Source organism: Myxococcus sp. MISCRS1, assembly GCF_026626605.1.
GTDB classification, from domain to species: domain Bacteria; phylum Myxococcota; class Myxococcia; order Myxococcales; family Myxococcaceae; genus Myxococcus; species Myxococcus fulvus.
This window is the reverse complement of record NZ_JAPNKB010000001.1, coordinates 6208172-6232065: the sequence shown is the minus strand read 5'-3', so window position 1 is coordinate 6232065 and position 23894 is coordinate 6208172. Positions and strand designations below refer to the sequence as shown.

At 70.5% G+C, this 23894-nt stretch carries 25 protein-coding genes; 11 read left to right on the top strand and 14 right to left on the bottom strand.

The genetic code is table 11. The annotated features are described in order from the left end of the window. Positions 1 to 17 precede the first annotated feature (17 nt). From OWM54_RS24770 to OWM54_RS24760, 3 genes are all read right to left on the bottom strand, one after another. Complete coding sequence (locus OWM54_RS24770) at positions 18 to 989, bottom strand: 2Fe-2S iron-sulfur cluster-binding protein (RefSeq protein WP_223749559.1); 972 nt, start codon at positions 987 to 989, stop codon at positions 18 to 20. A gap of 19 nt (positions 990 to 1008) precedes the next feature. Further along, positions 1009 to 1392, bottom strand: coding sequence for a group I truncated hemoglobin (locus tag OWM54_RS24765; protein WP_248544703.1), 384 nt, complete (start codon positions 1390 to 1392; stop codon positions 1009 to 1011). Between the two features lie 138 nt (positions 1393 to 1530). Next, positions 1531 to 2133 (bottom strand): flavin reductase family protein, encoded by a 603-nt coding sequence (locus OWM54_RS24760; protein ID WP_267699090.1) that lies wholly within the window; start codon positions 2131 to 2133, stop codon positions 1531 to 1533. Positions 2134 to 2384: 251 nt separating this feature from the next. Between OWM54_RS24760 and OWM54_RS24755 the strand changes: the two genes are divergently transcribed. Then, complete coding sequence (locus OWM54_RS24755) at positions 2385 to 3062, top strand: ArsR/SmtB family transcription factor (RefSeq protein ID WP_223749556.1); 678 nt, start codon at positions 2385 to 2387, stop codon at positions 3060 to 3062. Between the two features lie 18 nt (positions 3063 to 3080). On the opposite strand, the gene OWM54_RS24750 is transcribed toward OWM54_RS24755, so the two are convergent. From OWM54_RS24750 to atpG, 5 genes are all read right to left on the bottom strand, one after another. Next, positions 3081 to 3488, bottom strand: a complete 408-nt coding sequence (locus OWM54_RS24750; protein WP_141330323.1) for a F0F1 ATP synthase subunit epsilon — start codon at positions 3486 to 3488, stop codon at positions 3081 to 3083. A gap of 22 nt (positions 3489 to 3510) precedes the next feature. Then, complete coding sequence (locus OWM54_RS24745; RefSeq protein ID WP_141330325.1) at positions 3511 to 4074, bottom strand: hypothetical protein; 564 nt, start codon at positions 4072 to 4074, stop codon at positions 3511 to 3513. 31 nt (positions 4075 to 4105) lie between these two features. Continuing rightward, entirely contained in the window at positions 4106 to 5548 is a 1443-nt protein-coding gene (gene atpD, locus OWM54_RS24740) for a F0F1 ATP synthase subunit beta (protein ID WP_046716707.1), read from the bottom strand. A gap of 171 nt (positions 5549 to 5719) precedes the next feature. Beyond that, a complete protein-coding gene (locus OWM54_RS24735) occupies positions 5720 to 6514 on the bottom strand; it encodes a prohibitin family protein (RefSeq protein ID WP_267699089.1) in 795 nt (264 codons plus the stop codon). Between the two features lie 111 nt (positions 6515 to 6625). Beyond that, the gene (atpG, locus tag OWM54_RS24730; RefSeq protein ID WP_141330331.1) at positions 6626 to 7507 is read right to left on the bottom strand and encodes an ATP synthase F1 subunit gamma; all 882 of its coding nucleotides are present in this window, start codon (positions 7505 to 7507) and stop codon (positions 6626 to 6628) included. 230 nt (positions 7508 to 7737) lie between these two features. Between atpG and OWM54_RS24725 the strand changes: the two genes are divergently transcribed. The 3 genes from OWM54_RS24725 (at position 7738) to OWM54_RS24715 (ending at position 9272) form a co-directional block, all read left to right on the top strand. Next, positions 7738 to 8163, top strand: a complete 426-nt coding sequence (locus tag OWM54_RS24725; protein ID WP_267699088.1) for a response regulator — start codon at positions 7738 to 7740, stop codon at positions 8161 to 8163. Between the two features lie 80 nt (positions 8164 to 8243). Further along, the gene (locus tag OWM54_RS24720) at positions 8244 to 8891 is read left to right on the top strand and encodes a SanA/YdcF family protein (protein ID WP_267699087.1); all 648 of its coding nucleotides are present in this window, start codon (positions 8244 to 8246) and stop codon (positions 8889 to 8891) included. A 108-nt stretch (positions 8892 to 8999) separates the two neighbouring features. Next, complete coding sequence (locus OWM54_RS24715) at positions 9000 to 9272, top strand: hypothetical protein (RefSeq protein ID WP_141330335.1); 273 nt, start codon at positions 9000 to 9002, stop codon at positions 9270 to 9272. Between the two features lie 202 nt (positions 9273 to 9474). Here the strand turns inward: OWM54_RS24715 and OWM54_RS24710 are convergent, their stop codons facing one another. Beyond that, positions 9475 to 11211 carry an SMI1/KNR4 family protein gene (locus OWM54_RS24710; protein ID WP_267699086.1) on the bottom strand — a complete coding sequence of 579 codons (1737 nt, stop codon included), beginning with the start codon at positions 11209 to 11211 and terminating at the stop codon, positions 9475 to 9477. Positions 11212 to 11539: 328 nt separating this feature from the next. Here OWM54_RS24710 and OWM54_RS24705 point away from each other — a divergent pair, with 328 nt between their 5' ends. The 5 genes from OWM54_RS24705 (at position 11540) to OWM54_RS24685 (ending at position 15308) form a co-directional block, all read left to right on the top strand. Continuing rightward, positions 11540 to 11884 carry a thioredoxin family protein gene (locus OWM54_RS24705; protein ID WP_141332928.1) on the top strand — a complete coding sequence of 115 codons (345 nt, stop codon included), beginning with the start codon at positions 11540 to 11542 and terminating at the stop codon, positions 11882 to 11884. A 62-nt stretch (positions 11885 to 11946) separates the two neighbouring features. Beyond that, positions 11947 to 12576, top strand: a complete 630-nt coding sequence (locus tag OWM54_RS24700) for a HEAT repeat domain-containing protein (protein ID WP_267699085.1) — start codon at positions 11947 to 11949, stop codon at positions 12574 to 12576. Between the two features lie 243 nt (positions 12577 to 12819). Further along, the gene (locus tag OWM54_RS24695) at positions 12820 to 14355 is read left to right on the top strand and encodes a right-handed parallel beta-helix repeat-containing protein (RefSeq protein ID WP_267699084.1); all 1536 of its coding nucleotides are present in this window, start codon (positions 12820 to 12822) and stop codon (positions 14353 to 14355) included. A gap of 121 nt (positions 14356 to 14476) precedes the next feature. After that, positions 14477 to 15055 carry a type 1 glutamine amidotransferase family protein gene (locus OWM54_RS24690; RefSeq protein WP_223782884.1) on the top strand — a complete coding sequence of 193 codons (579 nt, stop codon included), beginning with the start codon at positions 14477 to 14479 and terminating at the stop codon, positions 15053 to 15055. Positions 15056 to 15068: 13 nt separating this feature from the next. Further along, positions 15069 to 15308 (top strand): hypothetical protein, encoded by a 240-nt coding sequence (locus tag OWM54_RS24685; protein ID WP_223749549.1) that lies wholly within the window; start codon positions 15069 to 15071, stop codon positions 15306 to 15308. 18 nt (positions 15309 to 15326) lie between these two features. On the opposite strand, the gene OWM54_RS24680 is transcribed toward OWM54_RS24685, so the two are convergent. Together OWM54_RS24680 and OWM54_RS24675 are read right to left on the bottom strand one after the other, a co-directional pair. After that, entirely contained in the window at positions 15327 to 17189 is a 1863-nt protein-coding gene (locus OWM54_RS24680) for an ABC transporter ATP-binding protein (protein ID WP_267699083.1), read from the bottom strand. 51 nt (positions 17190 to 17240) lie between these two features. Then, positions 17241 to 18173: a universal stress protein gene (locus OWM54_RS24675; protein ID WP_267699082.1), complete on the bottom strand. Its 933-nt coding sequence runs from the start codon at positions 18171 to 18173 to the stop codon at positions 17241 to 17243. Positions 18174 to 18765: 592 nt separating this feature from the next. Between OWM54_RS24675 and OWM54_RS24670 the strand changes: the two genes are divergently transcribed. Then, entirely contained in the window at positions 18766 to 18924 is a 159-nt protein-coding gene (locus OWM54_RS24670) for a hypothetical protein (protein WP_015353070.1), read from the top strand. Between the two features lie 70 nt (positions 18925 to 18994). On the opposite strand, the gene OWM54_RS24665 is transcribed toward OWM54_RS24670, so the two are convergent. Then, positions 18995 to 19186 (bottom strand): CsbD family protein, encoded by a 192-nt coding sequence (locus tag OWM54_RS24665; protein ID WP_223749546.1) that lies wholly within the window; start codon positions 19184 to 19186, stop codon positions 18995 to 18997. Positions 19187 to 19522: 336 nt separating this feature from the next. On the opposite strand from OWM54_RS24665, the gene OWM54_RS24660 reads away from it, so the two are divergent. Then, the gene (locus OWM54_RS24660; protein WP_223749545.1) at positions 19523 to 21298 is read left to right on the top strand and encodes a methyl-accepting chemotaxis protein; all 1776 of its coding nucleotides are present in this window, start codon (positions 19523 to 19525) and stop codon (positions 21296 to 21298) included. Here the strand turns inward: OWM54_RS24660 and OWM54_RS24655 are convergent. After that, positions 21289 to 22143, bottom strand: coding sequence for a hypothetical protein (locus tag OWM54_RS24655; protein ID WP_267699081.1), 855 nt, complete (start codon positions 22141 to 22143; stop codon positions 21289 to 21291). The two genes, OWM54_RS24660 and OWM54_RS24655, sit on opposite strands and share 10 nt — an antisense overlap. A gap of 103 nt (positions 22144 to 22246) precedes the next feature. Next, entirely contained in the window at positions 22247 to 23824 is a 1578-nt protein-coding gene (locus tag OWM54_RS24650) for a phytoene desaturase family protein (RefSeq protein ID WP_267699080.1), read from the bottom strand. Positions 23825 to 23894: the final 70 nt, after the last annotated feature.

The following is a 23894-nucleotide window of genomic DNA, read 5'->3' as shown; positions in this document are numbered from 1 at the left end:
AGCGGGCTCCGACGGCCTTACGCCCTGGGTGTGCTCGGCAGGAAGACGTCCGCGTGGAGGTCCTTGAGCGCAAGCCCGGAGAGGAAGAGCTTCTTGCGCAGGGATAACACCAAATCGGCGTCGCCGCAGAGCCACGCGCGGAAGCCCACCGGCTTGGGGCACTCGGCGCGGATGACGGCGTCGAGCGCTCCCTCGGCCACGTCCCGGGAGCCGCCCGTCAGCACGCTCGGTCGATAGTGGAAACCCGCGTGTTGCTCGGCCAGCTCGCGCAGCTCGCGCGTCAGGTAGAGGCCCTCGGGGGTGCGCGCGCCGTGGAACAGCCAGATGGGGCCCTGGTGTCCCGCCTCCAGCGCGTCGCGCGCGATGCCGTACAGCGGCGCGAGCCCCGTCCCCGCGCCCGCGAGAATCAGCGACTGCTCGGGGCGGCCGTCGACGTAGAAGCAGCTGCCCGCGGGGCCCTGCACGGCCACGGCGTCACCGACGCGCGCCTCGCGAGCGAGCCAGCCGCTCATCTCGCCGCCCGCCACCAGGCGGACGTGCAGCTCCAGCAGGCCCTCGCGAGGGAGGCTCGCCAGCGAGTAGCTGCGGGCCAGGCCGTCCGCCCGCAGCAGCGACACGTACTGGCCCGCGCGGTAGTCCAGCGGAGCGTCCGTGGACAGCCGCACGCGCAGGACGCTTTGGGACAACAGGTCCAATGAGGCGATGCGCGCGGGGACTCGCAGCGCGTCCGCGCCGGAGACCTCCAGCGCGGTGTCCGCCGAGGGGCGGCACATGCAGGCGAGGAAGTAGCCCTGCGCGCGCAGCGTGTCCTTCAGGCCCACGCGCGCGGCCTCCGGGACGTCGCCCGCCGTCGCGCGCATGAGGCAGGACTGACAGGCGCCGGCCCGACACGCATGGGGCACGGCGACGCCCTGTCGCAGGAGCCCGTCCAGCACGCTCTCCTCGGGCTCCAGCGGATACCACCGCGACTCGTGCTTCACCGTGGCCATGGCGAGCCTCTCGTTCCCGTCAGCGGTTGAGCACGTCGGCGCGAGCGCCGCCCGCGATGGCCAGCACGCGCGCCACCAGCGGCTCGGGCACGCCCAGCTCCCGGAGCGTCGCGCTCAGGTGCTCCACCACCGCGTCGAAGTGCACGTCGTTCAGCCCGCGCTTCACCAGGTGCGCGTGGCCCGCGCGCATGTCCTTGCCCGAGTAGGTCGACGGGCCTCCCGTCACCATCGTCAGGAAGGCCTTCTGCTTGGCCGACTGGCGCTCCATGTCCACGTCCTCGAAGAAGTGGCTGATGCGGTCGTCCGCCAGCACCTTCCGGTAGAACACGTCCACCGCCGCCGCCATCGCCGGCTCTCCGCCAATCTGCTCGTAAACGCTCTTCTCCTGCGCCGCCGTGCTCATCGCGTCTGCTCCTTCCGCCCGACCGGGCTTAAAGATGCATTTCAAATGCATCGATTCGAGCCAGACGTCAATTTGGAAAGACAAGACAAGCGAATCGAGGGAATCCGCCGACGCCGCGGCGCAACGATTGCGCGCGCGTCACGTCTCCGCGCGAAAATTGCGTCCGAGGCCGGGCCCGGTGCCCACGTAGTGACGGAAGACATAGAGCAGCGGTTGCCACTGCGTGACATCGACGTGGTGGGTGTCGGGCACGGTGACGTGCTCGTGCGCGTGGACGCGGGTGACGCGCAGCTCGGCGATGACGAAGTCGGAGGAGGACTCCGGCGTGGGGGTGGCCATGTGCGCTGCCAACAAGACGGCCTCCAGTTGCAGCGGACACTCGGCCACGCGTGGGGGTGAGACGGTGTCCGAGGGGAGTGGCGTGAGGCCCGCGCGCTCGAACTTGCGAGGCTCGTGTCGGTAGCCCATCGCGCGCTTGGTGTCGGGCACGGGGAAGCGGCCCGTGGTGGGCGCGAGGCGCTCGACCTGGGGCCACAGTGAGGCCGAGGGCAGGTTCACCACCGCCTCACCCGTGCGGCGCAGGTTCTCCAGCCCCTGGCCCAGCATCCCCAGGCCGAGCACCAGCCTGTCGTCGAGGGCCCACGCGGAGGACAGCGGCGTGAGGTTGGGCGAGCCGTCCTCCTGGAGCGTGCTCAAGAGGGCCACGGGGGTGCCGAAGTAGAGGATGCGAGGCGCAATCACACGGTGTCGCGGCGTGTCGGTCATGCCCGCGTGAGTAGTGCGCGCGGACGTGCCGATGCTTCGGTGCGCGCCGAACCGTGTGCAACGTGGGATGCAGCAGCTCTCTCAAGCCCAGTCGATGCCCCGAGGTGGCTCGCCAGCTCGACAAACGCATACCGAACGAGTTGCTTCGCTTCTGCATTCATCCGCCAACCGAGATACTTCGGTGCACGCCGAAACGTCCTCGCGTCCGTACAGCACAGACTCCCGCCATGCCCCACCCGCTCGACCTCGCCCTCACCGCCTCGCTCATCGGAGACCCGGCCCGCGCGGGCATGCTGTCGCGCCTGCTCGAAGGTCCCGCGCGCACCGCCGGAGAGCTCGCGCAGGAGGCCCGCGTCTCGCCGCAAACCGCGAGCGGCCACCTCGCGAAGCTGCTCGAAGGCGGCCTCGTCCGCGTCGAGGTTCAAGGCCGCCACCGCTACTACCGGCTCGCCACGCCCGACGTCGCCCGCGCCCTCGAAGCACTCAGCCTGCTCGTCCCCACACGCCAGGGCACCGTGCGAGTCCCCGAGCCGCTGCGCTTCGCGCGGACCTGCTACGACCACCTGGCGGGCACGCTCGGCGTCGCACTGGCGGACGGCCTGGAGCGCCGCGGCCTCCTGGAGACAGGCGACGACAGCTACGCGCTGACACCCGAGGGCGCGCGCTTCATCACCAGGTGGGGCGTGGACGTGGACGCGCTGTCACAAGGCAGGCGCGCCTTCGCGCGGCGCTGTCTGGACTGGAGCGAGCGACGCGCTCACATCGGCGGAGCGCTGGGCGCCGCGCTGGCGGAGCGCCTGTTCGCGCGGCGCTGGATTGCGCGCCGGCCCGAGGGCCGCGGAGTGCGGCTCACCGTCGAGGGCCGGCGGGGATTCGACCGGGAGCTGGGGTTGTCCTGGCCCTGAAGCGGCCAGGACACCGACTCAGGCGCGAGCGCCCGCGGCGCCGATGCGGGCCGCCTCGCGGCGCACCGTGGCCTGCTCCAGCTCGTAGCGGGCGTCCTCGGAGGACAGGCCCTTCAGCCGGTCCTGCGCCTCACCCAGGCGCTTGCGCGCGCCCTCCACGTCGATGCCGGACACGTGCTCGGCGGCGTCGGCCAGCACGAGCACCTTGTCGTTGGCGACCTCCACGAAGCCGCCCGCGACGAAGTACGCGTCGCGCTTGCCGCCATCCACCAGCGTCAGCGCGCCCGGCTCCATCAGCGACAGGAAGGGGGTGTGCCCCGGCCGCACGCCAAACAGGCCCTTGCCTCCGGGCACGATGGCCTCGTCGGCCTGCACCGACAGGATGCGCTTCTCGGGGGTGACAATCTCCACAGTCAGCTTGGCCATGACGCTCCTCGCACTACCCACTTCAGAAATTGAGCTGCCGGGTGGTCCCACCCACCGGCTCGAACTCGACCACCCCGGCGTCCGTCAGCCGAGGCCCCTTGCCAGGGATGCCGAGCGTGCCCTCCAGCCACTTCAGGTGGTGCGTCATGTGCCGCACCTCGGAGAGCTGCTTCGCGGGGACCAGGTCCGTCAGTCGCCGCTCCAGGATGCGCTGTCCGTCGCGGCCGTACTGCCCCGCCACCAGCACCTCCGTGGCCCAGTCCGGCGGCCCCTTGGGCTTCTTGCCCTTCTTCGTCTTCGGCGCGGGCCGGGCCTTCCCCTTCTCCACCAGGGGCCACAGCACCCAGACCCGCTCGCCGTCGTTGGAGACGAAGTAGAAGTCGTCCACCGTCCCCAGGCACTGCTCCAGCTGCCAGACGGGTCCGCTCTCCTTCGTCACCTCCAGCCGGCACCTGCCCGGCCCCACGTCCACCATGCGCACGCTGTACAGCCCGTTGGCGCTCACCCGGGCGCGTCCCTTGCGCTCCTCCGCCAGGGCGGGGAGCGACAGGACACAGAGGAACAGGGCGAGCGCCGCGTGACGCATGGTCACCTCGGTGGAGGGTGGGACAGCGAGTCTACGCCGCCAGCTTGCGCGCGTTCTCGACGACCTCGTTGATGGCGCCCGCCATGTAGAAGGCGCTCTCGGGGATGTCGTCGTGCTTGCCCTCGGCGATCTCCTTGAAGCCCTGGATGGTGTCCTGGAGCTTCACGTAGCGGCCTTCCTTGCCGGTGAAGACCTGGGCCACGAAGAAGGGCTGCGACAGGAAGCGCTGAATCTTGCGGGCGCGCGCCACGACCAGCTTGTCGTCCTCGGAGAGCTCGTCCATGCCGAGGATGGCGATGATGTCCTGGAGCTCCTTGTAACGCTGCAGGATGCCCTGGACCTTGCGGGCCACCGCGTAGTGCTCCTGGCCGATGATGCCCGGGTCCAGGATGCGGCTGGTGGAGTCGAGCGGGTCCACGGCGGGGAAGATGGCGAGCTCGGCGATGGAGCGGTTGAGCACCGTGGTCGCGTCCAGGTGGGCGAACGCGGTGGCGGGGGCCGGGTCCGTGAGGTCGTCGGCGGGCACGTAGATGGCCTGCACGGACGTAATCGAGCCCTTGGTGGTGGAGGTGATGCGCTCCTGCAGGCCGCCCATCTCCGTGGCGAGCGTGGGCTGGTAACCCACGGCGCTGGGGATGCGGCCCAGGAGGGCGGACACTTCCGAGCCGGCCTGGGTGAAGCGGAAGATGTTGTCCACGAAGAGGAGCACGTCACGGCCCTCCACGTCGCGGAAGTACTCGGCCATGGTCAGCGCGGAGAGCGCGACGCGGGCGCGGGCACCAGGCGGCTCGTTCATCTGGCCGTACACGAGGACGGCCTGGCTGGCCTCCAGGTTGTCGGTCTTGATGACGCCCGTGTCCTGCATCTCGTGGTACAGGTCGTTGCCCTCGCGGGTGCGCTCACCGACGCCGGCGAACACGGAGAAGCCGCCGCGCTCGATGGCCACGTTGCGGATGAGCTCCTGCAGGAGCACCGTCTTGCCGACGCCGGCGCCGCCGAACAGGCCGATCTTGCCGCCGCGGGTGTAGGGGGCGAGCAGGTCGATGACCTTGATGCCCGTCTCGAACATCTGCACGCGCACGTCCTGCTCCGTGAACGGAGGGGGCGCGCGGTGGATGGGCCAGTACTCCTGCGACTTCACGGGGCCCATCTCGTCCACCGGGTCGCCGGTGACGTTCAGGATGCGGCCCAGGGTGGCCTTGCCGACCGGCACCTGGATGGGGGCGCCCGTGTTCTTCACGGGGGTGCCGCGGGCCAGACCCTCGGTGGAGTCCATGGCGATGGTGCGGACGGTGTTCTCACCGAGGTGCTGGGCGACCTCGAGGACCAGGTTGTCCGCCTCGTTGCTGAGGTTCGCGTTCGTCACCTTCAGGGCGACGTAGACTTCCGGGAGGCCGCCGGGCGGGAACTCGACGTCGACCACGGGGCCGAGAACCTGGATGATTTTGCCTGCCGTAGGAACTTGAGCGCTCATGGGTGTCGTCTGCCTCGTGCGGGGGGCGACCGGCGCCGTGCCCGTCATCAAAATTCCGCCCGGATATGAGGGCGGTGCCCCTTTACCGGGGGCCTCCCGCAGAATCAAGCCTCCCGGGGTCCTGACCGGTAAGTCCCGCTTAGCGGATCCACACCCCGGACGCCAACCGGGCTATTTCCCGTCCACCTGGTAGACCAGCGGCAGGTTGCCCCTCGAGCCGCCGCCCACGACCACCACCTTGGCGTTGGGGCTCTGGGCCAGCTTCTCGGTGGCCTCGATGCCCTTGAAGCGCAGGTACTCCTCGGTGAGGCCCTGGCGGACGATGGTCTGGTACCTGGCGATGCCCTCGGCTTCGATCTGCCGGCGCTCGGCCTCCTGGCGCTCCTTGTCCAGGGTGAAGCGCATCTTCTGGCTGCGCTGCTCCTCGGCCAGCTTGTCGGCGATGGCCTCGCGGATGGACGCGGGCAGGGACACGTCGCGCACCAGGATGGCCTCCACGACGACGTGCTTGCCCGCGAGCGCGCGCGTCACCTCGTCGTAGATCTCCTTTTCGATCTGCTCGCGCTTGGTCGAGTAGATCTCCTCGGGCGCGTAGCGGCCGAACACCTTGCGCGCCTCCGAGCGGACGATGGGGGCGATGAGGATGTCCGCGTAGCGGGGGCCCGTCTGGGTGTGCAGCTCGAACAGCTTCTGCGGGTCCACCCGGTAGCGCACGCTGGAGTCCACCTTCAGGTCCAGGCCGTTGTTGGACAGCACGTTGAGCTCGTCCTTCATCTCCTGGACGCGCAGGTCATACGTGATGAGCGACTTGCCCGGCCGCATCACGTGCAGGCCTTCACCGTAAGGCTCGCGCTGGGTGCCGCTGCCGAACGAGTCGAAGCCGATGCCCCCGTGGCCGCTGGCCACCGTGTCGAAGCCACAGCCACCCAAGAACAGCGCTCCCGGCACCACCCACAGTCGCTTCACGCAGGGACCCCTCCCGAGGGCCCTGGACGGGCCCGAAGCGGCCCTTAAACGCGAAGGGCCCGCTCCCAAAAGTGGGGGCGGGCCCGGGGTGCGACGGGGTGGCGCTCGGGACTACTTGAGCGCCTCGGCGCCGGAGACGATCTCCATGAGCTCCTTGGTGATGACCGCCTGACGGGTGCGGTTGTAGGTGAGCGTCAGGCTGGAAATCATGTCGGAGGCGTTGGAGGTGGCGTTCTCCATGGCGCTCATGCGGGCGCCGTGCTCGCTGGCCACGCTCTCCAGGAGCGCGCGGTAGAGCTTGATGTTGACGGCCTGGGGCACCAGGCGGTCCAGCACGGCCTGGCGGTCCGGCTCGTACTTGAAGTCCACCATGGCCGCGGCGCCCTCGGAGGGCGCGGCGCCGGCGCCGAGCGTCTGCAGGGGCAAGAGCTGGGTGACGACGACCTTCTGGTTAATGGCGCTGATGAACTCGTTGTAGACGATGTGCACCGCGTCCACTTCGCCGTTGAGGAAGCTGGCGACCAGCTCCTCGGCCACGTCCGCGGCGGCGCGGTAGTTCAGCCGCTGGTACAGGCCACCGAAGTCCTTGCGGATGTTCTGGTTGCGATTGCGGAAGAAGTCGTTGCCCTTGCGGCCCACCGTGGAGAGCTGGATGCGCTCCAGGCCCGCGTTCTCGTAGAGGAACCGGTTGGCGCGGCGGGTGACGTTGGAGTTGAAGCCGCCGGCGAGGCCGCGGTCCGACGTGAGCGTCACCAGCTCCACGCGCTTGACGGGCCGGGCGGCCAGCAGCGGGTGGCTGAGGTCGTTGTCCCCGGAGCGCGCGGCCAGGTCGGAGATGATCTGGTCCAGCATCGACGCGTACGGACGCGCGGCGAGGATGGCGTCCTGTGCCTTGCGCAGCTTCGCGGCGGAGACCATCTTCATGGCCTTGGTGATCTGCCGCGTGTTCTTCACCGAGCGGATGCGCTTGCGGATGTCGCGAAGGGACGCCATGGGACGGGGAACTCCTGTGGGACGTTCTGCCGGGTGCGCCGGGGTGGGAGCAGGGCAGTCTGACGGCGGGGCCCCCTATATAAGCGGGGCGGGAGCCGGTCAACGGCAGTCCTCCCGGGGCTTTCCGGACACGGGAGCCAGGGCCTCCCAGGGGCCTCCCACGAGGGGCGACCGGGCGACCTGCGCCCCCGAGGACTCGCGGGTGTGCCCCCAGGCCCTACCTTCCTGTCATGGGGCCTGCCGACGCCGGACCGCTGCTCATCGTGGAGGATGACCTGGACATCCGTGAGGCGCTCCAGGGGTACCTGGAGCTCCAGGGGTACCGGGTGCTGGTGGCGGACCACGGGAGGGAGGCGCTCGCGCTCCTGTCGGGCACGCCCCGGCCCTCGCTCATCCTGTTGGACATGGGGTTGCCGGTGATGGACGGGCACCGGGTGCTGACGGCGCGCAGGAGCGACGCGGCGCTCGCGAAGGTGCCCGTGGTCATCCTGTCGGCGGAGACGGCGGAGATGAGTCCCCGGGACAGGGCGGTGTACGCGGCCAGCCAGGGGGTTTCCGCCATCCTGTCGAAGCCGGTGGACCCGCGGCAGTTGCTCGAGACGCTCCAGCGGTTGTTGCCGGGGCAGGCTGCTCCCCAGGCGGACGCGCCCGCGTGACGCGCCGGGCCCACACAGGGCTTTTCGAGGGCGGCGGGCCGTAACACAATGGCGCCGGGTGCGGTGTCACCCCTGGGTCCATGAAGCCAACCCGAGCGAGCGGTGTCTGGGCGCGCAGGGCCCTCTTCCTCCTGCTCATGGGCGCGGTGAGCCTGCTCGTCCTCTCGCACTGGGTGCGGGTGAGCTACGAGGAGCGCATCGTGAGCCTGGCGGACGCGCCCGACGCGCCCGTGGCGCTGGTGTTCGGCGCGGGGCTGGCGCCGGGGGCGGTGCCGTCGCCGGTGCTCGCGCAGCGGCTGGACATGGCGATGGCGCTGTGGCGCGAGGGCAAGGTGGGCTCGGTGCTGGTGAGCGGCGACGAGGTGAAGCCGTTCCATCATGAGACGCGGGCCATGCGCCGCTACCTGCTGGAGCGCGGCATGCCGGCGGAGCTGGTGCTGGGGGACGAGGCGGGGTTGTCCACGTACGACAGCTGCCTGCGGGCGCGGGGCGTGTTCGGCGCGAAGCAGGCGCTGCTCGTCACGCAGCGCTTCCATCTGCCCCGGGCGCTGTTCATCGCAAACTCGGTGGGCATCGATGCGTGGGGTGTGCCCGCGGACGAGGGGCGCTCGACGCCCTGGCGCTACACGGTGCGCGAGACGCTGTCGCGGGTGCTGGCGCTGGGGATGGTGCTGCTCGAGGTAGAGCCCGTCTACCCCTCGGGCCGCGCGGCGGTCCCCAAGGGCTAGGCGGACGAGCCCGGCAGGCGGCCGGCCGGCGCGAATTGCGGTGGGGCGCGTGGGTTCTCATTGTTGAGACACGGCGGCCGGCCCACCCCGCTTTCGCGAGGAGACACCATGCGATTCAAGAAGCTCGGCTCGGAGGACGTGGGCGAGGCCACCTCGCGACGTCATGTGAACCAGGACACCGGCGAGGAGGAGATCAACATCTCCGACCAGGACCTGGCGGCGACCCCTCCGCTGGAGGAGGAGCCTGACTTCCGCGACATCCTGCCGGACCAGATTCACGAGTTCCGGCGCGGTGACGAGGAGCCGGAGGAGGTGGAGCTGACGGCGCAGCCCGAGGAGCGTCTGCGCCCGGCGCGCAGGGACCAGCTCCCGGAGGGCTAGGTTCGCGCCCGCGCGGCTGCCGACGTCGGATGCGCGGATGCGTCCGTGCGCTGACGCGGTCCCGGCGCGCGGGGCCCGCTTCTCGGAGGTGGGGCTCGCGGCTGCGCGAGGCGTGGTCCCGACGGACGATGGATGCGCGAGTACGTCCGTGCTCGAACGCGGTCCCATCTCGGGGGATGGGACCGCGCTGATGCGAACGGGGTCAGCGCTTCGACTTCGGCTTCTTCACGGCGCCCTTCGCCGAGGGCTTCCTGGCGGCTGCCTTCGAGGGTGCCGACTTCCTGGCGGGCTTCGTGCCCGTGGACTTCTTCGCGGCGGACGACTTCGAGGCAGCGGGCTTTGCTCCCGCGGACTTCTTCGCGGGCTTGGAAGCCGCGACCTTCTTGCTCGCGATCTTCCCAGCGGACTTCTTGGCCGCGGGCTGTTTCCCGACGGGCTTCGCCCTCGCGGACTTCTTCGCCGCGACCTGCTTCGTGGTGGGCTTCGCCCCCGCGGACTTCTTCGCCGCAGCCTGCTTCGTGGTGGACTTCGCCGTCGTAGCGGACTTCTTCGCCGCAGCCTGCTTCGTGGTGGACTTGGCCACCGCGGGCTTCGTTGCGGCAGACTTCGCCGGCGCGGGTGTCTTCGCTACGGACGGCTGAGTCGCTGACTTCACCGTCCCAGGCTTCGCCGTCGCGAGACTCTTCGTCGCGGACTTCGCGGTGGGACTCTTCGTCGCGGGAAGCACCGCGGACGTCTCCGTCACGGGCTGGGCGGCGGGCTTCGCCTTGGGCTGCGTCACCTCCACAGCCTTCGCGACGGTCTTCGTCGTCGCCGTGGCGGCCGCGTCGACAAGCTTCGTGACAGCGGTCTTCGTCGCCTTCGTAGGCTTCGAGACCGCGTCCTTCACGGCCTCCGTGGCCTTCTCCACCGGCTTCGCGACCGCATCCTTCACCGACTCGACAGGCTTCGTGACAGCCGCCTTCGTCGCCTTGGCGGCCTTCTCCACCGGCTTCGAGACCGCGTCCTTCACCGCCTCCGCGACCTGCGCCACGGGCTTCGCGACCGCGTCCTTCACCGTCTCGGCAATCGTCGCCACGGGCTTGCTGGCCTTGGACTTCACCGCGGGCTTCTTGGCCGTCTCGGGCCCCAGTTCCTTGCGCAGCGCCTCCTGCATCGTCGGTCGCACGAACAGCTCGGCCTGCGTCACCGAGGACCTCAAGGCCGGCTTCTTCCCGCCCCCGGACTTCGCCCCGAAACGGCCGAAGCCTCCGGACTCGTCCTGCGCCCCACCCCTGCGGCCCCGCGACACATCCTCGTCGTACTCGTACGCGAGCTCGCGCTGCGCGCCCGTGTCCTCTTCCTCCTCGGTGGACGATTCCTCGGCCTGCTCCTCCTCGGACTCCTCCTCGCCAGACATGCCCGAGAGCGCCTCCTGCAGCACGGCGTTCATCGCCCGCGCGAAGGTGCGCTCACCGAAGCTCTCGACCTCCGCGGGAGGCACCAGCACGTCGAGCATGTCCTTGAGCGAGCGGTACAGCCGCATCTCCCGCTTCTCGCTGTCCCAGGTGCCGTAGAGCCAATCCTCCGCACCCAGCGCGTCCACCCAGCCCGGCAGCGGCCCGCCCCCGTCCCCCTGCTCCACCATCGCCGACTTGCGCGCGGAGAACAGGTGCCGGTGCGGCCCCTTCATCCCGATGCGCCACACGCCCGCGGCCGGCAAGCCCACCAGCTTCAGTCGCGTCTTCTCCAACACGCTCACGGAGCCCTCGGGCCCATGTAGCGGGAAGAGACTCACGTCGCCGTGGAGCTCGCCTCCGTCGAAGGTCAGGTACAGATGGCCGAGGTCCTCGGGAAATGGGACGCCACACTCCGTCTCCGCCCGCCGGACCTCATCCGCGGACACACCCGATGACGCGGCCTTCGCTGACTTCCGCAGTGCCTCCAACCACTCGTGCATGACCCCTCCACGACACGTCCGATGCCGCCACCTTACGGCGGCTGTGCCCCTCAGCGCAGTGCGCACCTGAAGCTTTTGACGCCCCGCACACGAATGCTCCAGCCCCCCGGCTGACGCCCGGCAGGCCCATCCCGGGACCTATCACGACAACCGCCAACCCGGGCTGCCTCCTTCCACCCCCTCGCAAGCCGGCCCCTCCACCAGCCCGGGGCCCTCGCCTCCCCCATTGCTTCCGCGGCCCCTGGGACGCCCTCCCTCCCCCGGGAAGCCATCCCCTCGGGGCCCCACCCGGCTTGAAGGCCGACGGGCGGACCGTTACCCATGGGGCATGGCACATCCGGTCAGCTACGAGGGAACGGCGGAGAACTTCGACCAGCTCGTCATGCAACCCCAGGGCGAGCTCGTCGTCGTGGACTTCTGGGGCGACGGCTGCCCGAACTGTGAAATCTACGCGGCCGCCGAGCCCGAGCTCCTCTCCGAACTGGAGGGCGCGAGGATGCGCGTGGTGAAGGTGAACGCCTATCAGCACGAGTCCCTGGCCCACCGCTTCGGACTCTACGGCATCCCCACGTTCCTCCTGTTCCGCGACGGGAAGCTCATCGGGAAGATGAGCCAGTACTACGGAAAGGCGTACTGGCTGGGCGTCGTCCGCGAGCACCTGCCCGCCGCGTGACGCGGGCCATCACGCCCCACCCTTTCGCGGTGCCATCCCGGGGAATCGCATAGGGTGGCGCCATGAAGAAGACGCCCAGGAAGCCTCGTCACGCGCCCCAGGTCCACCCGCTCCCGCCTCCCTCCGTGGAGCTGGCGGAGCTGCTCGGACGACTCGCGACAGGTGACGCCGATGCGCGCTGGGAGGCCTCCATGGCGTTGATGAAGGTCGGCGACGACGTCGCGGCCGAGCACGTGGCCCGGCTGCTGCGGACCGCCGACGACGTCCGGGCGCGCGAGGTCTCCGCGTGGCTGTTGTGCAGCCTCGGCGATGGCAAGCCCTCCATCATCGACGCGCTGCTCCAGTCCGTCGAGGACACCTCCGAGAGCATGGACGTGCGAGGCCAGGCCATCGAGGCCCTCGGCTCCCAGCGCACGATGGTGCCGGCCCTGCGTGAGCGCGTGCTGGGCATCCTCGTCGAGTTGCTGGAGCACCCCGCCGCGGAGCTGCGCTTCTGGGCCTGCTTCGCGCTCGGTGCCTTCCGCCACCGCCCCGCCCTCCCCGCGCTGCGCAGGGTGGCCCAGGAGGATGAGCGGGTGAATCCCGGCTGGTGGTACGTCAGCGAGGAAGCGCTCGACGCGATTGCCCAGATCGAGTCACGGGAGTACCCAGACCGTATCCCCGTGCACCAACGTGGCCGCGCTGCGTCCTGACGCACCGTCTCCCCGTACGAGGCGTCGCCACCTCCCGAACGCCTCCACCGACAGCGGGACGGCCTGACGCCTCGCCGCGCCTCTCGCAGCCTCCGGCCCACGTCCTCCACCGCGTGGACCCGTGCCAGGGGACATGGAGCACGGGAGGTTCCCACCCTTCGGGGCAGCGTGGTTGATGCGACGCGCGCCCGTTACGAACATGGAACCTCGCGGTTGGCGGTCCAATCAGGGGGGCAGTGCGAAATGACGAAGCATCGACTGGGGCGAAGGCTCACGCATATCGTTTGTCTGCTGTCGCTGTGGGCGGGGGCCATGGCCTGCGGAGAGGGACACCAGGAGGCGCCGGAAGCAGCCGCGCCGGTGGACGGGCTGGAGACCCGGACCGCGAGGCAGTCCCCGGCGTTCACGGAGGCCCTCTTCTACGACAACTGCCCGGCCGCGTCGGTCGCGCAGGGCCCCACGCTCTATGTGTCGAAGAGCGGCCCGAGGGACCCGTCCAAGCCGCTCGGCTCCGACCTGAACCCCTACAGCACCATCATGGCCGCGGTGAAGGCGGCCCGCCCGGGCAACATCATCCTGGTGCGACAGGGCGACTACAACGAACAGGTCGCCATCACCGCGGCGAAGGGAGCGCGCCCCGGCACCGCCACCGCGCCCATCGTCCTGCGCGGGGAGCAGTCGGGCCAGCCCCGCATCCTCCCGGCCGCCACGAACGTGGGCAGCCTGGTCCAGGTCAGTCAGCCCTACTGGGTCGTCCAGTTCTTCGAGGTGGACGTGCAGGAGCGCCCCTCGTTCGCCGTGCTCTTCGAGAACAACACCCGGTGCTCACAGGTCCTCGACTCCAAGCTGCACGGGGGCCGCGCCGGCGGCGGTGTCATCACCAGCTACGCGGACTTCGTGCTCATCGACGACAATGAAATCTACGACTTCTCCAAGCAGAACACCGACTCGCACGGCGTGGCGATTCGCGGCGTGACGCGGAACGTGTTCATCGTGGAGAACGACATCCACGACGTCTCCGGGGACGCGGTGCAGTGTCAGCCCAACGGCGGCAGGCCCGCCGTCATCCTCGTCGAGCGCAATCGCTTGCATGACACCGGAGAGAACGGGGTCGACGTCAAGGCGTGCGACGACCTGCTCCTTCACGAGAACAAGATCTACAACTTCCCCAACCTCGCGAAGTACCCCTGGCAGGCGAACACCTCCGCCGCGGAGGGTGTGTTGGTGCACGAGGACGCGACGAACGTCCAAATCCTCTACAACGAAATCTGGAACGCGGGCCGGGGCATCTCCATCGGCGGCAACAACGTCATCGACATGCCCGTGAACGTGCAGATTGAAGGCAACCACGTGCACGACATCTATGACTATGCGAAGCGCAACAACGGCCAGGGCATCCGCATCGTCAAGGCGAGGGGCGTGACGCTGCTGGGGAACATCGTCGAGCGGACGTTCGACGCCGGGCTGCGCCTGGCCGCCGACCCGCCCAACGCCGTGCCGGGGCTGCTGGTCTACAAGAACACCCTGCGGGACATGCGGCTGTTCGTGCGTCTGGGCGCCAGGGCGTACCGGCCCGGCCTGGGCATGGACCTCAATCGCTACGAGGGCGCCTCGGGCGTCTTCACCATCACCGACGAGCTCTGGGAAGGAAGCCACGCCCGCTGGCGCGCGGTGCTCGCGCCGCTCTACCTGGACCAGTATTCGGAGCGCATCATCCCCAGTTCCCGGCCCAAGGAGCTGACGGACGACGAGGGCGCCACGTCGACCCCGGGTGAGTAGTCAGCCCAGGCCGCGCTGATGGAGAGGGCCCACGCCCGCCGCGGGCCTTGCGTGGCGGGAGGCTTCAGCTTCCCGTCTGCTTTGCCTAGTCTCGGGTGCTCCTCCAACCCGGAGCACGCTGGTGGCGCGCATCGCATTCGTGGTGATTCCCCCCTTCGCGGACTGGGAGCCGGCGCTGCTGGCCGCGGGAGCGCGGGATGACTTCCGTGACCAGGTCTCCTGGTGGTCCCCGGGAGGCCGTCCCGTGCCGTCCATCGGGGGCATGACCATCCAGGTGGATGGCGCGGTCGAGGACTTCTCCCCGGAGAAGGCGGACGCGCTGGTGCTGATTGGCTCCAGCACCTGGATGACGCCTCAGAGTCCGGACCTGACGCCCCTGCTGCGCCGCGCGGTGGAGGCGGGGCTCGTCGTCGCGGGCATCTGCGGCGCGACGCTGGCGCTGGCTCGCGCGGGGCTGCTCGAGGGGCGCGCGCACACGAGCAACGACCTGGAGTTCCTCCAGAAGCATGCCCCGGGCTACCAGGGCGCCGCGCACTATCGCGACGTGCCGCAGGCGGTGAGGGACGGGCGCATCATCACGGCGTCCGGAGCGGCGCCCACCACGTTCGCCACCGAGGTGCTCGGCGCGCTGCACCCCGACGCGGGCCAGGCGATGGTGGACTTCCGCGCGTTCTTCGCTCGCGAGCACCAGACCCCTTGAGGAGCACTCCGCCATGACCATCATCGAGCCCTTGCTGCTCGCCACCGGCGCCCTGGGCGGCCTCACGGGCGCCATCCTGGGCGTGCGCGCCGAGCCCTGGTGGGGCGTCGACGGAGTCCTCGGCGGCGTCATGCGGGGCTTCGGCGGCTTCGTGGGCGGCGCGCTCGCGTTGCCCCTGGTCTCGGGCGTGATTCTCTATGGACTGGGCCTGGTGCTGATGCGCCGCGAGGCGAGGAACAAGCAGAGGTCCTAGGCACCTCGCCCGCGCGTCTCAGTCCTGATAGCCCCGCGCCTGCAGGCGGAACAGGTGCGCGTAGCGGCCGTCCTTCGCCATCAGCTCGTCGTGGCTGCCCAGCTCGTCCACGCCGCCGTTGTGCAGCACCGCGATCTGGTCCGCCATCCGCACCGTGGAGAAGCGGTGCGAAATCACGATGGCGATGCGGTCCGCCGCCAACGCCTGGAACCGCTCGAACAACGCGTGCTCCGCCTCCGCGTCGATGCTCGCCGTCGGCTCGTCCAGAATCAGCACCTCCGCGTCGTCCCGCATGAACGCCCGCGCCACCGCCAGCTTCTGCCACTGCCCCGCCGACAGCTCCTGCCCCTTCTCGAACCACCCGCCCAGCATCGTGTCGTACTGCCCCGGCAACACCTCGATGACCCCGCTCGCCCCACCCAATTGCGCCGCCTTCACGATGCGCTCCCGGTCCTCCAACGCCGGCACGTGCCCCAACCCGATGTTCTCCGCCACGTTGAACTGGTAGCGCACGAAGTCCTGGAACACCGCCCCGAAGCGCGAGCGCAAATCCCCCACGTCCATGTCCCGGAGGTCCACGCCCCCATACAGAATCGCCCCCTCCGTCGGCTCGTACAGCCGGAGCAGCAGCTTCACCAACGTGCTCTTCCCCGCCCCGTTCTCCCCCACCAGCGCCAGCTTCTGCCCCGGCCGCAACGTCAACGACACGTGCCTCAACGCCCACGCCTCCTTCCCCGGATAGCGGAAGGACACGTCGCGCAGCTCGATGTCGTTGGTGCGCCCCCGGGGCGGTGACCTGGGCGGCGACACCCGCGCCACCTCGCTGCCCGTCGGTATCTCCAGGTACATGAAGAGGTTGCTCATGAAGAGCGCGTCCTCGTACATGGAGCCCACGCTCGTCAGGATGCCCTGGAACGCCGCCTGCCCCTGACGGAACACCCCCAGGTACAACACCATGTCACCCACGCTGATGACCCCGTCCGCCGCCCGCCCCGCGACGAACAGGTAGCAGCCGTAGAACGCCGCCAGCGACAACAACCCCAACCCCAGCCCCCACCCCATCCGCTTGAAGGCCAGCGCCCGGTCCTCCGCGAAGAACTTGCGGAACAAGTCCCGGTAGCGCCCCAACACCAGGTCCCCCAACCCGAAGAGCTTCACCTCCTTCACGTGGCTGTCCCGCGTGAGGATCCACTCCAGGTAGTTGAGCTTGCGCCCCTCCGGCGCGCGCCACGAGTACAGCCGGAAGCCCGCCATCGCCAGCCGCGCCTCCGCGATGAACGCCGGAATCGACGCCGCCACCAGCACCACCACGCTCCACGGCGACAGCGCAATCAACAGCGCCGCGAACGTGGAGAGCGTTATCGCATTGCGGACGATGGAGAACGCCTGCATCACCAGCGACAGCGGACGGCTGCTCGCCTCGCGCCGGGCGTTCTGCATCTTGTCGTACGTCTCCGAGTCCTCGAAGTGCCGCAGCTCCAGCTCCAGCGCCTTCTTCAAGATGCGCTCGTTGAGCAGGTTGCCCAGGTTGGCGCGCAGGAGCTCCCGCGTCAGCGTCAGCCCGCGCTCCACCACCCCGGAGCCCAGCATCAGCGCGAACTCCAACCCCACCAGCCCGTAGACGCGCGAGTGCGCCTCGGCCGAGCCCTGCGCCGCCGCCACCACCGCGTCCACAATCAGCTTGCCCACCCAGGCGATGGCCGCCGGCAACACCGCCGCCACCAGCGTCAACAGCCCGAGCACGACGGCGCCCCGGGGGCTGGCCTGCCAGAAGATGCGGAACGTCCCGGGGAGCTGACGGAACAGGCTTCCGGCGCTCTTCAGCCGCTCCTTGAGGGAGCTCTTCGCGGGGAGGGTGGACTCGAGTGGACGGGGAGACACGTCCCCCGTTCATAACGTGCTCACCCGACATCCGCTCGAAAGAGCCGCCCCTCACCCCACCGCGGGCCGCTCGTGCCGGGACACCAGCACGTCGCACGAGGACCGCGCCAGCACCCGCTCCGCCAGCGACGCCTCGTCCCCCGCCCCTCGCGGGCCCGCCACCACCAGCAGGTCCGAGCCCAGCTCGAGCGCGTGCGCCAGGAGCGCCTCGCCCGGCTCCCCGGAGCGCAGCCGGGCCTCCAGCTCGCACCCCGTCTCCCGGTACGGCGCCAGGAAGCGGGCGAGCTCCAGGCGCGCGTCGAGCTCGCGCTCTTGGCGCAGCATCAGGAGGCGCTCCGGCGGCGCGCCCCGGGCCCGCAGCGCCGCCTCCTCCTCGCGCGTGTCCACCACGTGCAGCACCGCCACCGGCGTCAGGGGACACAGCCGCATCGTCAGCTCCAGCGCCCGCCGGGACTCGCGCGTGAAGTCCACCGCGACCAGGGGGCTCTCGTACGGCCTCGCCGGATGGGGCCGCACCGCCAGCATCGACGTGTCCAGATGGCGCAGCGCGCGCCGCACCATCGAGCCCTCTGCCAGCGACCTGCCCGGCGTCAGCACCCGCTCGCCGCCCAGCACCACCAGCTGGGCGCCCTGCTCGCGCGCCACCGCCGACAGCGCGTCCAGCGTGTCGCCCTGGCGCAGCTCCTCGCGCACCGTCACGTCCGGACGGTGGCGCAGCCTCCGACATGCCGCGTGCACGGCCTTGCGCAGACAGCCGCCCCCCAGCACCACGCCTCCGGGCGAGCCCTCCAACACCGGCCCCGCGTGCAGCAGCGTGAAGGTGGCGCCCAGGCCCAGGGGCAACCGCAGCGCCCGGGCCAGGGCGAGCTCGGAGCGCAGCGAGAAGTCCGTCGCCACCACCAGGCGCGTCAGCCCCCTGGGACCCCGGAAGGTCCCCGGCTGCAGCAACGGGATATCCAAACGGGTCAGCACATGCTGCCTCATCACGAGACCCTCCTTTCAATGGCCTTGCTGCTCCAGCGTCGGCGCCGTGGGGGCGTGATTCGCCATCCCATGCGCCCGACAGGGACCTGTCCGCGAGCCGTTGCCCGCCGGTCCGCCGCGCCTCGCGGCCCAGGCCCCGTGAGGCCCTCACCTCGAAGATTCAGGCGGCCGCGCCGGGATGCCACCCTCGCCCCGGGGACGCCGTGTGCACGAGCGGGCGGAGGAGCCCTTCGGTCCTCGCGTGTGGCGGCCCACGTCACACGACTGGCGGCCAGCGCCACACGACTCGTCCTCGAGTGAGGGTGGAGCACGACTCCCGTCCCGCGGGGCCGTGCGGAGTGGGGGCGGACGGCCGCCTCACACCGTGGGGTGTCCCCCTGAAAAAACTCCAGGCGCGCCGCATCCGTATCCCTCACGGGAGTTCCACGCGCGCATTCCTGCCTGGAGATTGGCGCGCTTGGCACGTTCGCGGAGCAACAGAGCGTCTTCAGCGGGCCGCGCGGGAAGCGGCCGGAGCTTTGCAGAAGGGCTCCGACGACAGCGCGGTGGGTGGTGGCGGGACGGACGGGAAGCTGAAGAAGGGGGAGGACCAATGCGCGGCGTCATCACCGGAAGAGAGGTGGTCACCAATCTGGGTCTCATCTACCGAGAGTTCGGCGCGGGCTGTGTGCTGCGCTGCTTGTGGGTGATGCTCAGCGGGAAGACCACGACGTTCCTCGAGGTGGCGTGTCCGCCCGAGGTGAAGCGCTAGCCACGGCGACGGGCCGCGAGGAGAGCCTCCCCGCGACCCGGCCGTGTGCTGGTTTGCTCGTCGCCGAGAATCAGAACTCGTCGCGGCGCGGCTTGTCGTCGTCCACCGCGTCCCGGACGGCGCGCTTGGCGTCCTCCAGCTTCTCCTTGGCGTGGCCCTTGGCCGTGTCGACCTTGCCCTCCGCTTCCAGCGAACGGTCGCCGGTGGCCGCGCCCACGGTCTCCTTGATCTTGCCCTTGGCCTTGTCGATCAACTCACCCATGTCACTCTCCTGTGGCTGTGAGCTCGTGAGAGCCGTTGTGGAGTGAGTGTGGGCATGGCCCTGGAGTCGTGCAGGAGGGCCAGGCCGCTCGCCTGCTCGGGTGGCGGGGGCCGGCCCCTTCCAGAAGCAGTCCCGCAATTCAAGGAAAATACCCAGACATTCAGGCGAGCGAAGCGCGGCCACGGACTTGCGGAGGTCCGGTGGCCCCAGTGGAATGGGGGGAGCCCGAGACGCTCCCTGGTTGGAATCCTTCCCCCCTGCTGAAACGGGACATTGACGCAAGGCGCGCTGCCCCGCACGCTGAAGTCACTGCCACCCCGGAGTCACTGCTTCCCGATGTCCACTCCTCCGCTTCCGACCCCTGGCGCGCTGTTCCGGCGGATGTACCTGTTGCGCTCCCTCATCACGACGGTGGCCTTCTGCCCTGCCCTGTACGTGGACATGCAATTGCTGTCACTGGAGGGGCCGAAGGCGACGCGCATCCTGCTGGGAGTCATCACGCCGCTGGTGCTGGGGCTGTGCGCGGTGGCGCAGCCGATGGTGGTGTTGCCGTGGCTCCTGAAGCGGGCCATGGCGACGCAAGGGCGGCTGCGGGTGGAGCGGTTGATCCGCATCCCGTCGCAGCTGGCGTTCGGCGAGTCGATGGTGTCGTGGTTCATCGGCGGGGTGCTGTTCAACGGGGGCGTGGCGTTCCTGTTGGACCGGCCGATGTCGGTGGTGCCGGTGGGCGTGGCGGTGTCGATGAGCGCGGGGCTGTTCAGCAGCCCGCTCCTGTACATGCTCTATGAGCAGGTGCTGATGCCCACGGTGCTGGACGCCTACCAGAAGGCGCCCAGCGCGCGGCCCGCCGGAGAGGGCTTCGCGCCCCGACAGCTGTGGCTGCTGCCCGCCACCGTCGTCTCCGCGCTGCTGGTCACGTGTCTGACGAGCGTCGTGACGCTGAACCTGCGCATCGAGCGGGAGCTGGGGGCGCTGGCGAAGGACATCGAGTCGAAGGGCCAGGCCGCGTCGGCGGCGCAGGTGCGCGCCACGGTGGCGCCGCTGCAGAAGGACCTGGTGCTTCCGGTCGTCATGTTCGGCGGCTACGCGGCGCTGGGCTCCATCCTCACGGCGGCGTGGGCGGCGCGGCGGCTGGCCAAGGGCTCGCGCGCGGTGGGCGCGTCGCTGGAGGCGCTGGTGGAGGGCCGCGCGGCGCCGCCGCGGTGGGTGTCCACGGACGAGCTGGGCGACCTGGCCGCGACCACATGGCAGCTGTACCAGCGGCTGCAGGAGCTGCCGCGCTCGCTGCGCACGTCTGCGGGGGACCTGGCGCAGGCGGGCACGCGGCTGTCGGAGGCGAGCAACCAGCAGAACCAGACGCTGTCGCGGCAGGCGGCGGCGCTGCACCAGGCGCGCGCCACGGCGCAGGAGATCCAGCAGGCGTCGCACGTGGCGGCCTCTCGCGCCACCAGCATCCTCCAGGTGGCCGAGCGCGCCGCCGCGGTGGGCCGGCTGGGCGAGGAGTCGCTGCAGGGCACCGAGAAGGGCCTCGCGTCCATCCGCGACATCGCCGACGGGCTGCACGGGCAGATGCAGGACCTGGAGCAGCGCGCGCGGGAGGTCGGCCGCGTGTCGGAGGTGGTGAAGGCGCTGGCGGACCAGTCGCACATGCTGGCCATCAACGCGGCCATCGAGGCCACGCGCGCGGGTGAGCACGGCAAGGGCTTCGGCGTGGTGGCGCGGCAGATGCGCGAGCTGGCGGACCAGTCCGTCCAGGCGACCAACCAGGTGCGCGGGCTGTTGGAGACGATGGCCTCGGCGGCCACCCAGGCCACGGAGATGACGGACCGGAGCGCGGCGGGCGTGGAGACGGCGCTGGCGCCGCTTCGCACCAGCGGCGAGCGGCTGCGCGAACTGGCCACGCTGTCGCGCGAGTCCGCGTCCGCGGTGCGGCAGATCGCCGAGGCCGTGGCCCAGCAGCACCAGGGCGTGGACCAGCTGTTCGCCGCGGTGCGCGAGCTGGATGAGCTGACCACGGACACGCTGCGCCACCTGGACACCACGCAGCAGGCGGCCGTCGCCGTCACCCACGCCACCGGTCAGGTGTCGCAGCTGGCCCAGCGCTACGTCTGAGCGAGCGCGGCCTCCTCGGGGGACACGGGCGGCTCGGGTTCGAGTCGCCCGTCGGCCCCCAGCACCGGGGCGCGGAGCAGCACCACCAGCCGGCCCACGAGCAGGCCCAGGCGGCCGAGGCGCTCGCGGGGCTCGGGGCCGTCCTGCTCGAAGCTCGCCGCGTCCAGGTACGCAAGCTGGACCTCGGCCCTCGACTGGAGCGCGCCCACGCGGGTCTCCAGCGAGGTGAGCCTTCCGAGCAGGGCGTCGAGGAACTCCGTGGCCTGTCGGAGCGTCGCCGCGCAGGCGTCCAGCTGACGCACTCGGGCCTCGTCGGTGTCCTCCACGGTGCTCGCCGAGGCCCATGGCGCCGCGGCCTCGAACAGGGAGACCCCATCGAGCACCACCGGGGCCGCGTCCTCCTGCAGCCAGCCTCGCTCCATCCACGTGAGCACGGGCTCCCAGCCGGGGGGCACGGGCGCGCCCGCGCCCAAGAGGGGCCACGCCCGGCGCGCGGCGCGGGAGACGGGCTCGGAGGGCAGCGCCTCCAGGGCCGCGAGGGCCTCGGGCGGGAGCACGTCCTCCCGCTTCGCGTGCTCCCAGCGCTCCAGTCGCGCGAGCAGTCCTCGCAGGGGCTCGACGACCTCCGCTCGGGCACGGGCCTGACGCTCGCCGTAGGAGGCGAGGCCCGTGCGCACGCGCAGCCGGGCGGACTTGAGCGCGCCGAGCGCGGCGGCGTGTCGCTCACGGGCCTGGGCGAGCGCGGGGGACTCGACGACGCGGCCCTGGTCCCAGACCTTCTTCGCACCGAGCCCCAGCGCCGTCAGCACCAGGCCTCCCACCGCGAATGGGATGAAGAACGGCATGGGAGACAGCTTCGCATCCGTGGGGCCTCGTTGCGAGCCGGGCCCCTTTGGCCTGCATGGCTGGAGAGGAGGCGCGGCCGGAGTGACGCGGCGCAGTGCCGCGTCAGCCGGCGCGCGCCTGGGGCGCCGACCGCGCCTCATCCTCCAGCGGCGGCACGTACGGCCAGCCCGGCAGCGGCCCCTTGCCCGCCTCGCGCGTCAGGTAGTCCGCCGCGATGTTCGCGCTCTCCATGATGGTGAGCAGTCCGCTGCCCGGGTGGGTGCCTCCGCCCACCCAATACAAGCCCTCCACGTCCGGACTCTTCACCCGGGGCCGCAGCGGGCCCAATTGCATCCACGTGTGCGAGAGATTGAAGACCGCGCCCCGGAACACGTTGAACTCGTCCCGCCACGTCTGGGCCGTGAAGTAGCGCTCCGCGCGGATGTGCTGACGCACGCCCTTGAGCCCCACCTTCTCCAGCATCGCCGGGATGCGCTCGCGCAGCGTCGCCTCCGTCTTCGCCCAGTCCACCGGCCGCGCCGTGTTCGGCGTGGGCACCAGCACGTAGAGCGTCGAGTGCCCCTCCGGCGCCCCCTTCGGGTCCGTCACCGACGCGTTGCACACGTAGAAGGGCGGGTCGTCCACGTCCAGCTCCCGGTCCTCCAGCGCGTCCCGGTCCGTGCGCCGCGCCGACTCCGAGAGATAGATGAGGTGGTGCGGCAAGTCGTCGTAGCGCGTGTCCAGGCCGTAGTACGCCATGAACGTGCTGCACGAGTACTTCGCCTTCTCCAGCGCCGCGTCCGTCAGCCGCGAGCCCTCGCGCGCCTCGGCCGACAAGAGCTTCGTCGCCGCGTAGGGCAAATCCGCGTTCAGCACCACCGCGTCCGCCTCCAGCACCTCGCCGCCCTCCAGCTCCACGCCCGCCACGCGCCCTGCCTCCACGCGCACGCGCTTGACGGGCGCGCCCATCCGGAAACTGGCGCCCAGGTCCTGCGCGCACCGCATCATCCCGCGCGCCAGCTCCCGGAAGCCGCCGTCCACGTGCCACACCCCGAAGGCCAGCTCGATGAAGGGAATCACGCTGAACACCGACGAGCACGTCGTCGGGTGCAGGCCCAGGTACTTCGACGGGTACGCCAGCGCGTACGTCAGCCGGTCGTCGTGGAAGAACGAGTCCAGGTGCTTGTAGAGCGTCTGCCAGGGCTTGAAGCGCAGCGTGGAGGCCAGGCGCCAGGGGGCGTAGTAGGCGAGGCTGCCCGCGTGCGTGCAGATGAACTTCTCGTACGCGATGCCGTACTTGTCCTTCCCCTCGGCGAGCCAGCGCCTGAGGCCCTCCACCTGCTGGGGACCGAAGCGCGCCACCTCCGCCTCCATCCGCGCGGGGTCCCGGCTGGTGTCCAGCTGGGAGCCATCCCAGAAGTGCAGCCGCGTGTTGACGTCCAGCGGGACCAGCTTCACGTAGTCCACCAGCCGACGTCCGGAGCGCTCGAAGATGCGCTCCAGCACCCCCGGGAGTTGGAGGATGGAGGGCCCCGTGTCGAGTGTGTACTCGCCTTGGGCTCCGAGCGTCAGCCCCTTCATCCGCCCTCCGGGCACCGGGTCCTTCTCCACCACGGTGACGCGAAAGCCCTGCCCGGCCAGGTTGATGGCGGCGGACAGCCCGCCCGGTCCTGCTCCCACGACGATGACGTGACGCACCATGGCTCCTAGAATGCCCCGAGCGAGCAGCCGTTGCAGTGTCGCTCACGCGGACGGATGGACGGGGATTGTG

What these genes read in the sequence shown, in the direction of transcription:
- atpD (WP_046716707.1), bottom strand. Translation starts at nt 5,548, where the DNA reads ATGAGCGCTCAAGTTCCTACGGCAGGCAAAATCATCCAGGTTCTCGGC.
- OWM54_RS24685 (WP_223749549.1), top strand. Translation starts at nt 15,069, where the DNA reads ATGACCATCATCGAGCCCTTGCTGCTCGCCACCGGCGCCCTGGGCGGC.
- OWM54_RS24650 (WP_267699080.1), bottom strand. Translation starts at nt 23,824, where the DNA reads ATGGTGCGTCACGTCATCGTCGTGGGAGCAGGACCGGGCGGGCTGTCC.
- OWM54_RS24655 (WP_267699081.1), bottom strand. Translation starts at nt 22,143, where the DNA reads ATGCCGTTCTTCATCCCATTCGCGGTGGGAGGCCTGGTGCTGACGGCG.
- OWM54_RS24715 (WP_141330335.1), top strand. Translation starts at nt 9,000, where the DNA reads ATGCGATTCAAGAAGCTCGGCTCGGAGGACGTGGGCGAGGCCACCTCG.
- OWM54_RS24720 (WP_267699087.1), top strand. Translation starts at nt 8,244, where the DNA reads ATGAAGCCAACCCGAGCGAGCGGTGTCTGGGCGCGCAGGGCCCTCTTC.
- OWM54_RS24705 (WP_141332928.1), top strand. Translation starts at nt 11,540, where the DNA reads ATGGCACATCCGGTCAGCTACGAGGGAACGGCGGAGAACTTCGACCAG.
- OWM54_RS24695 (WP_267699084.1), top strand. Translation starts at nt 12,820, where the DNA reads ATGACGAAGCATCGACTGGGGCGAAGGCTCACGCATATCGTTTGTCTG.
- OWM54_RS24710 (WP_267699086.1), bottom strand. Translation starts at nt 11,211, where the DNA reads ATGCACGAGTGGTTGGAGGCACTGCGGAAGTCAGCGAAGGCCGCGTCA.
- OWM54_RS24660 (WP_223749545.1), top strand. Translation starts at nt 19,523, where the DNA reads ATGTCCACTCCTCCGCTTCCGACCCCTGGCGCGCTGTTCCGGCGGATG.
- atpG (WP_141330331.1), bottom strand. Translation starts at nt 7,507, where the DNA reads ATGGCGTCCCTTCGCGACATCCGCAAGCGCATCCGCTCGGTGAAGAAC.
- OWM54_RS24665 (WP_223749546.1), bottom strand. Translation starts at nt 19,186, where the DNA reads ATGGGTGAGTTGATCGACAAGGCCAAGGGCAAGATCAAGGAGACCGTG.
- OWM54_RS24755 (WP_223749556.1), top strand. Translation starts at nt 2,385, where the DNA reads ATGCCCCACCCGCTCGACCTCGCCCTCACCGCCTCGCTCATCGGAGAC.
- OWM54_RS24765 (WP_248544703.1), bottom strand. Translation starts at nt 1,392, where the DNA reads ATGAGCACGGCGGCGCAGGAGAAGAGCGTTTACGAGCAGATTGGCGGA.
- OWM54_RS24745 (WP_141330325.1), bottom strand. Translation starts at nt 4,074, where the DNA reads ATGCGTCACGCGGCGCTCGCCCTGTTCCTCTGTGTCCTGTCGCTCCCC.
- OWM54_RS24725 (WP_267699088.1), top strand. Translation starts at nt 7,738, where the DNA reads ATGGGGCCTGCCGACGCCGGACCGCTGCTCATCGTGGAGGATGACCTG.
- OWM54_RS24700 (WP_267699085.1), top strand. Translation starts at nt 11,947, where the DNA reads ATGAAGAAGACGCCCAGGAAGCCTCGTCACGCGCCCCAGGTCCACCCG.
- OWM54_RS24670 (WP_015353070.1), top strand. Translation starts at nt 18,766, where the DNA reads ATGCGCGGCGTCATCACCGGAAGAGAGGTGGTCACCAATCTGGGTCTC.
- OWM54_RS24750 (WP_141330323.1), bottom strand. Translation starts at nt 3,488, where the DNA reads ATGGCCAAGCTGACTGTGGAGATTGTCACCCCCGAGAAGCGCATCCTG.
- OWM54_RS24675 (WP_267699082.1), bottom strand. Translation starts at nt 18,173, where the DNA reads ATGAGGCAGCATGTGCTGACCCGTTTGGATATCCCGTTGCTGCAGCCG.
- OWM54_RS24770 (WP_223749559.1), bottom strand. Translation starts at nt 989, where the DNA reads ATGGCCACGGTGAAGCACGAGTCGCGGTGGTATCCGCTGGAGCCCGAG.